This window comes from Bradyrhizobium sp. CB82 (assembly GCF_029714405.1).
In the GTDB taxonomy this organism is placed as follows: Bacteria; Pseudomonadota; Alphaproteobacteria; order Rhizobiales; family Xanthobacteraceae; genus Bradyrhizobium.
Map to the genome: position 1 here is coordinate 4265933 of NZ_CP121650.1, position 12174 is coordinate 4278106.

General features: G+C 58.2%; 9 protein-coding genes and 2 pseudogenes. 9 read left to right on the top strand and 2 right to left on the bottom strand.

Features of this window, described 5'->3' with window-relative positions; all coding sequences use genetic code 11:
* Window positions 1–11 precede the first annotated feature (11 nt).
* Window positions 12–842 carry an ABC transporter substrate-binding protein gene (locus QA640_RS20510; RefSeq protein WP_283042398.1) on the top strand — a complete coding sequence of 277 codons (831 nt, stop codon included), beginning with the start codon at window positions 12–14 and terminating at the stop codon, window positions 840–842.
* A gap of 118 nt (window positions 843–960) precedes the next feature.
* Here the strand turns inward: QA640_RS20510 and QA640_RS20515 are convergent, their stop codons facing one another.
* On the bottom strand, window positions 961–1965 hold the full coding sequence (locus QA640_RS20515) for an asparaginase (protein ID WP_283042399.1): 1005 nt from the start codon (window positions 1963–1965) through the stop codon (window positions 961–963).
* A gap of 469 nt (window positions 1966–2434) precedes the next feature.
* On the opposite strand from QA640_RS20515, the pseudogene QA640_RS48355 reads away from it, so the two are divergent.
* A pseudogene (locus tag QA640_RS48355) lies at window positions 2435–2695 on the top strand (ABC transporter substrate-binding protein); the annotation flags it as partial.
* Window positions 2696–3621: 926 nt separating this feature from the next.
* On the opposite strand, the gene QA640_RS20525 reads toward QA640_RS48355, so the two are convergent.
* Window positions 3622–3759 carry a hypothetical protein gene (locus QA640_RS20525; RefSeq protein WP_283042401.1) on the bottom strand — a complete coding sequence of 46 codons (138 nt, stop codon included), beginning with the start codon at window positions 3757–3759 and terminating at the stop codon, window positions 3622–3624.
* 732 nt (window positions 3760–4491) lie between these two features.
* Here QA640_RS20525 and QA640_RS20530 point away from each other — a divergent pair.
* From QA640_RS20530 to QA640_RS20560, 7 genes and pseudogenes are all read left to right on the top strand, one after another.
* Window positions 4492–4626: pseudogene (locus QA640_RS20530) on the top strand (SOS response-associated peptidase); the annotation flags it as partial.
* A gap of 875 nt (window positions 4627–5501) precedes the next feature.
* Window positions 5502–6362: an AraC family transcriptional regulator gene (locus tag QA640_RS20535; RefSeq protein ID WP_283042402.1), complete on the top strand. Its 861-nt coding sequence runs from the start codon at window positions 5502–5504 to the stop codon at window positions 6360–6362.
* A 17-nt stretch (window positions 6363–6379) separates the two neighbouring features.
* Window positions 6380–7315 (top strand): AraC family transcriptional regulator, encoded by a 936-nt coding sequence (locus QA640_RS20540; protein ID WP_283042403.1) that lies wholly within the window; start codon window positions 6380–6382, stop codon window positions 7313–7315.
* Between the two features lie 299 nt (window positions 7316–7614).
* Window positions 7615–8244 carry an NAD(P)H-dependent oxidoreductase gene (locus QA640_RS20545; RefSeq protein ID WP_283042404.1) on the top strand — a complete coding sequence of 210 codons (630 nt, stop codon included), beginning with the start codon at window positions 7615–7617 and terminating at the stop codon, window positions 8242–8244.
* A gap of 45 nt (window positions 8245–8289) precedes the next feature.
* Entirely contained in the window at window positions 8290–9537 is a 1248-nt protein-coding gene (locus QA640_RS20550) for an MFS transporter (RefSeq protein WP_283042405.1), read from the top strand.
* Window positions 9538–9592: 55 nt separating this feature from the next.
* Window positions 9593–10843, top strand: coding sequence for an acyl-CoA dehydrogenase family protein (locus QA640_RS20555; protein ID WP_283042406.1), 1251 nt, complete (start codon window positions 9593–9595; stop codon window positions 10841–10843).
* 17 nt (window positions 10844–10860) lie between these two features.
* A complete protein-coding gene (locus tag QA640_RS20560) occupies window positions 10861–11937 on the top strand; it encodes an alpha/beta hydrolase (protein WP_283042407.1) in 1077 nt (358 codons plus the stop codon).
* Window positions 11938–12174 lie beyond the last annotated feature (237 nt).

Sequence of the window (12174 nt, forward strand, 5' to 3'; positions counted from 1 at the left end):
GGAGCTAATGAATGAATAAGTGTTTTGTGGGCATGGTCATTGCGTGGCTTGGCATGACGACGGTTGTGGCCGCCGAGTTGCCCGAACGCATAAAAGCCGCCGGAAAGGTGATTGTCGCAACCCAGCCGGTTTATCCGCCGATGGAATACAAGGATCCAGGGACGGGCGAACTGAAGGGTGCGGACATCGACTTGGGCCGAGCGCTCGCCAAACAGCTCGGCGTGGAGGTCGTGTGGACAGAAACTGCCTTCGAACAGATGATCTCGGCTGTGACTACCGGCCGGGTCGATGTCATCCATTCGGGTATGGCTGACACTCCAAAGCGCCGCGAATCACTCGATTTCGTCGATTACATGAAGTCGGGCCCGCAGTTCTACAGTGTTGTTTCGCGAAAGAACGAGTTCAAGACGCCGGTCGACCTTTGTGGCAAGACCATTGGCATGAGCAGGGTTACACTGTTCCCGGATCAAGCCATAAAGTGGAGTGCGCAAAACTGCGAAAAGTCGGGCAGACCGCCTATCGTCATTTTCGGCACCCAAAGCTCAGCCGACGCTCGCACTCAACTCAGGCAGGGGCGCGTTGACGCGGTCGTCCAGGGCTCGGAAACGCTTCCTTTCATAATGAATCAGGAGAAGGACACGTATTTCCTGATCGGCGAGCCGTTCGCCGACGTCTACCAGGGCATTGGTTTCGCAAGGAGCGAGGTGAGCGTGCGTGATGCCTACGCAGCCGCGCTCAAGGTGCTTATGGAAAACGGCGAGTATCGAAAGATCCTTGCCAGCCAGGGGATCGAAGCCATGGCGCTCGATGCCGTGTACATGAATGGCGAGCGGGTCCGGTAGACTCACGCGGACCAGGGACGTCCTGGTCCGCATTTTCGTTCGACGCGCTGTCGGGGCCCGAGTCGGTGTTCCAGAGTGGCCTGCGACTTGGATTGCGTTCGAACCAAAGCCGGGCTCCTCAATAGCTATCGAAAGCCCTCTGCAACTGCTCGATGTCTTTGGCGTGGGCGATGCCGAGCATCGCCAGGATTCTCGCCTTTTGTGGCGGTAGAGAACCTGCCGTGATGATGCCCAGCTCTGCATCGCTGTGCAGCGGCGCCACGATGCCCTGACCGGATCTGCTGGCGCGAATGAAGATGACACCGGCATCGCGCGCAAGCGCGGCACCTTTGCGTAGCCCGGGCGACAAGCTTCCGTTGCCCATGCCTGCGACGACGATCGCCTTGGAACCAGCCTCTACGGATGCCCGGCAAAGGTGAGTGCCCGCCGCCTGATGATCGAACAGAATATCAACCTGAGGAAGTTCCTGCAGGCGGTTGATCTCGAATTCGCTGGATGCAGTATGCCGCTGTACCGGAGAATGGAAGAATTGGGCGGCATGTTCCCGGACCTCACCCAGTATGCCGAATTTCGATCCCTGAATGGCGTCGATTGAGGATGTGTCCCGCTTCATGACGTCACGAGCGCCGTAGATGTGACCGTTGGCCACCACCAGAACACCCTTGCCCCGGGAAGACTGTGTTGTGGCTGTGGCGACGGCATTGAAAAAATTGAGTGCTCCATCCGAGCTCAGCGACCTGGCCGGACGCATCGCGCCGACCACCACAACGGGCTTGGTCGTTCGAAGCACGAGATGCAGGAAATAGGCAGTTTCCTCGAGTGTATCCGTGCCGTGGGTGATGACAACGCCATCTGTGCCGGGATCGTCTAGCGCCTCTGAGACGCGACGCGCGAGGCTTAAAAGAATCGAGTTGTCGATTCTGTGGCTGCTGATGTTGACTGCCTGCACTCCGCAAAGGTCGGCGAGTTCGGCGGCTTCCGGGACGGCTGCCAGGATCTGCTCGATGGAGTCGCTGACATCGTAGTTGTGAAAGTCTGTGGAAACGGTCGCGGAAGATGCAATAGTGCCGCCTGTTCCCACGACTACGACGCGCGGTCGGGATTTGCTTCTCTCTTCAAACATTGCTCTATGCTTCAATACGGTGCAAATAGGCGCGAGCTTGCGACGTTCCACTTTCACAGGTCAGAGCTTTGAACAGCTCAGACTGCAGGAGCACGGGTCGGATGTCCATTGGTCTGTTTACATGTAGCGCGACTTCGTCCGCATGCAAGCGTTCGATGGCCAGCTTCGAGCCTAACTGCGCAATAACGGCACCATTCTTGCGACGCCAATCCGCTGACCGAACTCGGTAAGGATGCGAACTGGACATTCGCGGATGCCATACGACCTGGCCGCGTAGCATAGTTATTGTTCGCATCTGGATTGGAGGTTCGCCCGGACATTCTGCCGGCGCCAAAAAGCGAAGCCCGATGCTTGACGGGGCTTAATCGCAATTGATCTCGAACTCGCTCGACACTGACAGATTTCACACGAAAGCTTATCAAGCTGCCAGCAGCGGCCAGTCGGTGACGGTAGTCGTGGGTTGGCTACGATGGTGAATAGCTCGCCTGTTGGCGGCGAGTGCTCCCCGCTACGCTCCCTGTTGAAAGCTGCAGCCGCGGTCCCGGCGCTCTCATTTCCGGGAATCTTGCGCGCCGAAGAGCAGACCACGTTGCACTTCATCCCGACGATCGATCTTGCCTTCGTCGACCCGATCTATTCGACCGCGCAGGTCTCGCGAAACCACGGCTTCACGGTTTACGACACGCTCTACGGCATGAGCTCGTCGCTCGAGGTCTCGCCGCAGATGCTGTGCGGCTGCGACCGCTGCCGGCATCATCAACCGGCCGGACCTCGGCACGGTCACACCGGGCGCAACCGCCGATCTCACCGTCGTCGACATGACGCATCCGCACCTTCAGCCGCTATACGATCCCGGCGCGCCCTCGTCGCGCTCGCCAACCGCGCCAATATCGATCACGTGATCGTCGATGGACGGGTGCTGGTGGGTGACGGCCGGTATCTCCACCGTGATGAGGCCACGATCATTTCGGCAGGCGCCAAGGCGATCGGCAAGATTTGGGATCTGCCGGAAGCTCAAACGGCCTTCAAGGGCTGAGGACCTGATGAAGCGCGGATCGATAACCCAGATGAGACAGTGGCCGAAACGGAGCACCGAATGAGACACAGGATCATTTGCCGAGATAGCGGGATGTCGAACGCTCGCTTACTGCCTCCCTTGGGCTTTGGGATGTGGAGCGTACGCCGTCGAAAATCTATGTGTTCGGGTCTGACCTGCTGCAAGGCGGTGGGTCTAGATCCACACAGCAATGCTAAAAGATGGAATTCGCGCCGGATTGGGTTCTCAAGATTTGCCAGTTCGAGAAACCATGCTTTCAAATCGCCGGTCCCCATACGGGGGTCTCCAGCCACTCCGAAAAGAGACGTTCAACGTGATCGCAATACCCGCTGATCGTTTTCTCGCTACGGCCTTTTTGGATCAAGTGGGCTTCCAGGTAGCGTTGCCAAGCCTGCTCCAGGGTGGCGGCCCTACAGCACCATTCCCATCAGTTGCGGCTTGTTCGGAGTTTCCGTTCTCCCTGGCTTTCGGGTGCTGTCCCTTGCTGATCTGAGCAAGATATTCCTTGGCAATCGCGCGGGCTGCCCTGGTCGTCAACTCGCTGGCGTCACCAATCGATACTCTGATGGAGGGATGCCCGCTTTCCTCGTTGTCTAAGATCACCTTGAAACAGTGAAGGTCCTTTTTCGCTTCCCGACAACCACGAAGAAGCCTTTCAACTCGGTGTCGCGAGCCAAATACCAGCCATCTTCAGGAGTCGGCAGCTGGGCGATGGCCTTATCGCTGAGGTCTGTCATGAGGGTCGACGTGAACTGCTAAAACGGTTTTCAAACGGTTTTGGCGAACTGAGGTGTTTGAGGGTCAGGGTTCGCTGAGCTGCGAAGCTATGCGACAAGTCTCTATAAATAAAAGACCTTTCTCGGCTTCATCGTAGTGTGGCGCAGATTCAGAAATCGCGGAGAGGCGCCGGTTTTGAACTCTTAATCAGCGGGTCCCAGGTTCGAGCCCTGGTGCGCCCACCAAGCAAAATCAATCGCTTGTAGCGAATGAGCATCAGAACGGGACGTTTGGTGGACGTTTTCAGCGCCCAACCAAAACAGACCTGCTCATCGACCCATGCCCCACCGAGAACCGGGCATAGACGAGATCTTCGGCAGCAAAAGCAGAAGCAAGCAGTTGCTCCACCTCGCAAAAAACGGGTGCAAAGGCTATCGAGACTTGCGGCCGGTCGCGGCGAACACTTGTCCTGCAAAATGGTGCACGGAGGGCGCCCTTGCGCGTCAGTGTCGATTCGGAGAGGCGGTTTACGTCATCACTGGTTCTGCGATCCTCGGGTTACAGGAGCATCGGAGGTGACCCTCGCCGAGCGGAATGAGCAGGACCTGCCTGCCGGGGACTACATCCGCATCTTCGTCACCGACAGCGGTGTTGGCATGGACGGCGAGACGCTCGCCAACGCTGTTGAGCCGTTCTCCACGACAAGGGCATTGGCCGCGGAACGGGACCCGGTTTTTTTTGGTTCGCCTACGATGTGCAACCTTTACAGTATCACCACCAACCAAGTCGCCATTCTCGCGCTCTTCCGCGTGGTAAACGGCTACGTTGGCAACTTGCAACCGATGCCCGGCGTCTTCCCCGACGATGCAGCGTCCGCGATCCGCAACACGGAAGCCGGGAGCGAGTTGGTGCTGATGCGTTGGGGTGCCGCCGCCCGGTGCTTTGCACTGAACTTGAACTCGATCACTGCGCGAGCGAGCTGGCCAAACAGACGCAAAGAAAGCGATGATCAACGACCAGCTGCGTGTCATGGGATGTGATGTTTCGTGTCCTTGACGAGTCGCTTCATGGTGCCAAGACAGGACTTGGCTTCTTACGAACACAAGGTCCTCATCAGCATTCTAACCCGACGCGGTGGAGCTCGCGAATCGCGCGCTCTCTGGCGTGATTGTTGCCGCCAGCAGTCAGATACGGAATAGGTTGAACGCCTCGAACAACAACCCGACGCGTTGCCTCAAACAATATCCACTCACTGCCGCGGTTAAGATGGTTAGATATGGGCTTGCCGATTGGCTAACGGGGCCGATTGCGTGGTGCATCCGTGATGCCTAGGTGGACCCGGCAACGTAAAACGGAACAGCTGCATTTCGTCGTTGATGCATTACGAGTGCCCCAGGAGCGACTCCGTGCTGGAACAATGTTCGATGGTCTGATGAGCGCTCGAAGCTAGCCCTGTCGAAGAAGGCGGTATCATCAAGATCTATCGTCAGAGGCGTCGCATGGACCTGGCTGCGAAGGATCCAGTGCTGAAGGAGCAACGAATAGCAGAAGCGCATCAACTTTATCGACGACCTGCCGAATATCTTGGCGACAGAACTGATCAGCTCCAGCCCCTTACCTCTCCCTTGCGGAGGCTCGGTCAGACGAACGAGGGCGCTGGCGTGCTTACAGCATCGTGGTTATAATGAACTATCGTTCATCACCACGAGGCGCATATTGCGCTGCAGCGGGCCCCGTCAGCTGACTACACGCGGAGCACGAGATGGAAGCCAAGCGCGAGTTTAGAGGCTCCGATACCCACGGTGTTCTGCAACGGTTTGGGGCCGACATCCGTGCTACAAGTGAGGGGCATGGATGGTCTTCGATTTACGCGTCGATCCAAAGAGAGAATCCCTTCGAGGGGCGGTTCGAAGCGATCGCTGACGACCTCATTGTGTTGCACCGTAGCGGCCCCGTGCAGACGACCTTTGCGTCCGGCGGGCACGTCACTTCACGTTGCATTCCAAAAGGAAGCATCTTTTTTTTGCCGGCAGGTCATGCGTGCGAGGTAGGATTGCATGGGGCGCTGGATACTCTCCATATTTATCTCCGCGCAAACTTAATTCCTGTCCACGATGTTACACCGCTGCTGGTGGAACGGGATGTGGTTATACAGCATCTGGCACAGGCGGTTGAGCAGGCGGTTTGCGAGAATGCCCCGAATTCAGATCGCTTCATCGATCCGATAGCGCGGGCGCTTGCGAACAGGGTCTCCGCGATTAGCAGGAGTAGCGAACCGTGGCAGGTTCAGACCGCTGGGCTGCCTGAATACCAACTTCGGCGCCTTCAGGATTTCATAGAAGCCAATCTTGAGGGTGAGATCACCCTTGCTGCGATGGCCAGCGCGTGCGGCATCGGCACAAAGTCGTTCGTTCGAGCTTTTGCAGCAACGACCGGCAAATCACCATACCAATATGTGATCGCGGCACGTGTCGAACGGGCCAAGCGATTGATCGAGCAAGACCAGGAAGGGCTCGCTGAGATAGCTCTACGCTGTGGCTTCTCCCATCAGGAACACTTGACGCGTGCCTTCCGCAGGCTGACGGGTCAAACGCCTGGTCGGTACCGTCGCAGCGTCAACTGAACAAGCAGCTAGGGCCAATGCAGAAACGCTCCGATCTACCATCGCCAGCCGCAGCGCAAAATGAGCATACCGTGCGGCCTTTTGACGGAGGCGAGGTCCATTCCGTGCTGCGACAGTTCGCCGTGAAACGCGAGGCATCCAGTGTGGGGCTCGGCTGGTCGACTATGTTCGCATCGGTTCAGCGGGAAGAGCCGTTCAGGGGCCGCTTCGAAGCCAATGCCAACGCCCTGCTGGTGACTGCAGCTAGTGGACCAGTCGATGTTACCTATCGGATCGACGGGCGTGTTGTATCCAGGCACTTGCAGGAGAAGGGTATCTTTTTCCTGCCGCCGCGCCGCGACTGTGAGGTGACGCTAAATACGCCGTTGAATTCGATCCATGTGTACCTGCGTCCTGAACTGTTTTCTGGCTCTGAAGGTAAAGCGCAGAACTCCGATTTTGGCCTCTTGCCTTTGTTGGGTGAGCCGGAGCCCCTAACCGGCAATCTCCTGGCAGTGGTGGAAGAAATGGTGCGTGAGGGTGATACCTCGTGTTCCCTCCTGGCCGATTCAATTTCGCATGCAATAGCCAATCGCCTTGTCGTGCTCAATGCACGGGAGCGGAAAGCGCCGTGTGCTGTGGAACGCCAGCTGAGTACACGTAGCGTCCGCTCGATTCGTGATTTTGTCGAAGCCAACATCGCGGATTGCATCAAGCTGGACGATTTGGCTGCGATCTGCGGCGTAAGTCCCGAGTATTTCATACGGGTGTTCAAGGCTTCGCTGGGCGTGTCTCCTCACCGCTACGTTGTGGGGGTGCGAATTCATCATGCGAAACTGCTCCTGACGGATCCAAACATTGGCCTCGCGGAAGTTGCAAGGCAATGCGGGTTTGCGCACCAGCAGCATTTCACGAACACGTTCCGTCGGATGACGGGCTTGTCGCCGGGCGCTTATCGACGGGCGATGAACTAAGAGCCCCACGATCAGCCTTTCCGATCTGAACGCTGGCTCGTTTCCTGTCAACGAAGCGGGCAGTTTGTGTCAGTTTCCTGCAAACCGGTCCGGTTTGTGCAGGCTTAGCCACCCGGCATGTCCTAATTTCACCTCACGAAGAGGCGCCACACGCAATGACGGCGCCGATGATAGGGAGAGACGCGCATGGCATTGTTCGATGCCGGGCGAGGGTGCTCGCATATCCAAATTGGCCAGCATTCGCTTGAGGAGCCTTGCACCTCGGGTGATCGTGCTGCTCAGGAAAGTGGGCCGCTGCGATGAAGGACTGGTCTCCGCTCGTCGTCGGGATCGGCGGAACGTTGCGCGACGGATCAACCTCGGAGAGGGCGCTCCGCCTGGCTTTGACAGAAGCCGCGCGGCTCGGTGCAAGAACACAGATCTTCGCGGGCCAATCGTTGAACCTGCCTCACTACGACGCCATCGAACGTACGGAGCGTGCGACGTCGTTGGTCGAAGCACTGCGCACCGCAGACGGCGTCATCATTGCCACCCCAAGCTATCATGGCTCGATCTCCGGCCTGGTCAAGAACGCAATAGACTACACCGAGGATCTCCGCGCCGACGCGCGCAGCTATCTTGCCGGACGCGCTGTCGGCGCCATCGTATGCGCGGGCGGAGCCCAAGCCATGGGAGCGACGCTGGGGACTCTGCGGACCATTGTTCACGCGCTGCGCGGTTGGCCGACTCCATTTTCAGCGGTGATTAACACCGCGCAGAGGCCATTTTCCGCAGATGGTGCGTGCAGTGATCCGATCATAGCGCAACAGCTTGCATTCGTGGCCGAGCAGGTCGTCGAGTTCGCGAAAATGCGGCGGCTGTACGAGAGCCGGCGCAATGGGCTGGCGCCTCAACAAATATCAGAAGCCGCGCCGGCGCAATGCGCGTAGAACGCGGCCGAAAAAAACCAGAACGGGAAACACTAAGGAGGGCTCATGAGCAAGAATCGCATTTTTAGTTATGAAAATCTCGTTGTCGTCTTGATGGGAGCCGCGTTTGGCTTCGTATTTTTCGACCGTCTGGCGCTGAATTTTCTAGCTCCATTTCTGGTGCCTGAGCTCCATCTGAACAACACCCAGCTGGGTGCCCTCGCGGGTGGCCTGGCGCTGACCTGGGCAATCGCCGGCTATGCCGTCGGCACTCTTTCGGACTATTTTCAAAATCGTAAAACGCTCCTGGTCTGCGCGATAGTGATCTTCTCGATCTGCTCGGTAGGATCCGGTCTCGCCAATTCGTTTCTGACGTTGCTTGCCGCGCGCCTCGTTATGGGATTTGCGGAAGGACCTGTACTTCCGATCGCGCAATCGATCATGGCTGCGGAATCGTCGGAGCACCGTCGCGGCTTCAACATGGGCGTTCTGCAGAATTTCTTCAGCGCGCTTCTAAGTAATTTTGCCGCTCCTCTGGTGCTCGTCGCAATTGGGCAGATCTACGGCTGGAGAAGTGCTTTCTACATTGCGGCGGTGCCTGGCTTCGTGGTGGCGGCCCTGATTGTCGCATTTATCCGTGAACCTTCGTCGGGTGCCGTTCCGATATCGGCTGCGTCTGCGCGCAACACGATCCCGCTTTCGACGATGCTGAAACATCGCAACATCTGGGTTTGCGCGATCGTGAGCTGCCTGATGGTGTCCTGGCTCCTGATCCAGATAACGTTCCTTCCGATCTACCTGGTGCAGGTTCGCGGTCTGTCGCCCGGCGTGATGAGCGTTGCCGTGGCCGCGACCGGTATCGCAACGGCCGCGTCTTCGATCATCGTACCGGCGCTGTCGGATCGATTTGGCCGCCGTCCGATTCTCATCTTGTCAGGCTTCGTCGGCGTGGTTGCCCCGGTGACAACCGTAATGTTCGATGGACCTTTGCCTTTGATGGTGTTGTTCATGGGGGTCGGCTATCTCGCCATTGGCAGCTTCTCGTTGTTCATGGCCACTGTCCCGTCCGAGACAATCCCGGCGACCCATGTTGCTACTGCGCTTGGCTTCATCATGGGGGTGGGCGAGCTCGCGGGCGGCTTCGCGGGCCCGGCCCTCGCTGGGATCGCTTCCGACGTGTTCGGTCCGTCCAGCTCGATGTGGATCGCCGCTACGCTTTGTATCTGTGCAGGCTTGCTTTGCCTGATGCTGGACGAAACTGCGCCGCGGGTGCTCGAGCGGCACAGAAGAATGATTGTGAGTTCGCCGGCATAAATGCCTGTCGCCGGTTAGCCGCAACCGCGCTCAACGGAAATATCAGGAGATAGAAATGAACGTTCAGGCCATGCGCAAGAGCCTGCCGGCACCGGAACCTCACCTCACTCCGCAGGATCTGGTGGACCGCGCCGCGTCGATGAGAACGCTGTTGAGGGAATCGCAGGACGAAACCGATGAGCGGGGACATTTTTCGGACGAAATCCAGCAGAAGTTCATTGATGCTGGATTCTATCGGATCTTGCAGCCCAAAATGTTTGGTGGCTACGAGTTCGATTACGAAACATTTTTTCGCGTCATGGTGGAGATATCGCGCGGTCATCCGTCCGCAGGGTGGTGCTTGACGTTGGCCGCTTCTCATGCGCCCGTCATAGCCTCGCACTGGTCGGAAGCTGCACAGATCGAAATCTTCGGTTCATCCGGACATTTCGCGTCACCGCACCGGGCTGCCCCCGGGGGCACGTGCCTGCCGGTCGAGGGCGGCTATATCATTAATGGTGTGTGGCCATATTCGTCGGGAATACCGCACAGCACGCACTTCCTGGGCGCAACGTTGCTTCAAACTTCGTTCCCACCACGAATCCTGAACTTCGTTGTGCCGCGTGGGCAATACACAATTCTGGGCGATTGGGGTGGAGACCGCACCTTGGGTATGCGCGGCTCCGGCTCGAACAGCGTCAAGTTGGACAACGTCTTCGTGCCCGAGCACATGACCGCGTTCTTCGACGCGCTGGGTGTAAAGCAGGATCTCTCCGATGGCACACCCGGAACGCGATTGCATGGCAACCCCATGTATCTCGGCGTTCTCATGGGTCCTTATCACGCGGCCCTGACATCGCCTATCGTCGGTGCCGCGCGCGCGGCGATCGATGAATATCGCGATATCCTGTTCTCGCAAAACACATTTGTTCCACCTTTCATCAAGCGCGCCTTCGAGACTGATTTCCAGGTCAACTATGGCCGCGCCATAGCTTTGACCGATGCAGCCGAAGGCGTGCTGCTCCAGGGTTTGCGTAAGCACATGGACTACTGCCAGCGGTGGGCGAAGACGGGTTTGCAAGCCTCCGCGGAAGAAAACTTGCGACTCTGGGGAATGCTGCAGACCGGCGCACGTCTTGCCTGTGAAGCCATCGAACTTTTGTTCCAGACCGCCGGGTCGACCGCGGCGCGGAAGGGCTCAAGGATGCTTCGATACTTTGGCGACGCCCAGATGTATCGAGGACACATGTCCTCCCAGTACATGACCTTCGCGAAGTACATTGGTCGCAGCAATCTCGGGCTGCCGACCGGTTTTCTGGATCTCTGAAGAAAGTCGGAGGGGACGTGACCCAAACTAAAGCAAAACCTGCTCCGTTGGTGCTGGCAGATCAGGGATTCTTTTGGACCGGTTTGGTCCGCCAGCAGACACCGAATGGCACCATCGCTGCGGGCCAGATGTTCGTACAATATCAGATCCCGGAGCACATCCGGCATCCATATCCCATCGTGATGGTGCATGGAGGTGGGGGGCAGGGAACGGATTTTCTCGGTACTGCTGATGGACGGCCTGGATGGGCCACTTATTTTCTGAAACAGGGTTACGCGGTCTATGTCGTCGACCGCCCAGGGCACGGTCGCTCACCCCTGCATCCGGAGGCTCTGGGTCCCATGACACCTCCGCTGACCTACGAATTTGCCATGACGCTGTTTACCGCGCCCGGCAAGCAGCCGAACAGCTGGCCGAACGCGCAAAAGCACAATCAGTGGCCTGGTTCCGGCGTCGTAGGCGATCCAGTTCTGGACCAATTCATCGCGACCCAAGGTCCATTCCTTGTCTTTCTGGCACAGACGCAACAGCTGATGCAGCGAGCCGGAGCCGAATTGCTGGATCGTATCGGTCCAGCGATCCTGCTCACCCATTCCATGGGCGCGCCCTTCGGCTGGCTCGTGGCCGATAGTCGACCGCACCTGGTGAAAGGCATTGTCGCGGTTGAGCCAATGGGGCCGCCTTTCGCCCAATTGCCAATGGGGCTGGGCGACCTCTCTTACGGACTCACCGCGATCCCGATGACGTTCGATCCGCCCGTCAAAGGCCCAACTGAACTGCGGCGCGAAATCCGCAAGGCTCAGAAGCCGGGGCTGGCGGACTGCTTCGTTCAGAAAGAGCCGGCGAGGCGTCTTCCCAACCTCGCATCGATACCCGTTGCTGTCGTGACATCGGAGGCGTCGGCCTGGTCCATGCACGACCATGGCACCGTCGATTATCTCGTTCAGGCAGGCGTGCGAGCCGTCCATCTGCGGCTCGAAGACCATGGCCTGCGCGGCAACGGCCACCTGATGATGCAAGAAAGGAACAGCGATGACATCGCTGCTTTCCTGGAAAGGTGGATCTCGGAATATGTGGGGTCACGACCAACGTAAATTCGATTTTACGCGCCGCCGCATCTTGTGGTGAAGTAGCGGCCGGAGGTCTGGCCGACCATCCCATGAGCCGGCCAAGTTGGCGGACGTCTACGGATCTGGTCAAATGAATTCCGGGATTGTCGTGGACGCAGCGACCAGCTTGCTGGTGTTCGACGATGCCAGCGAAAGCCTTGCACGCCGTGCGCCCCTCGCCGAAGCTCGAATAGGCTTACTCGCTTGATGCTTGGATAGCGG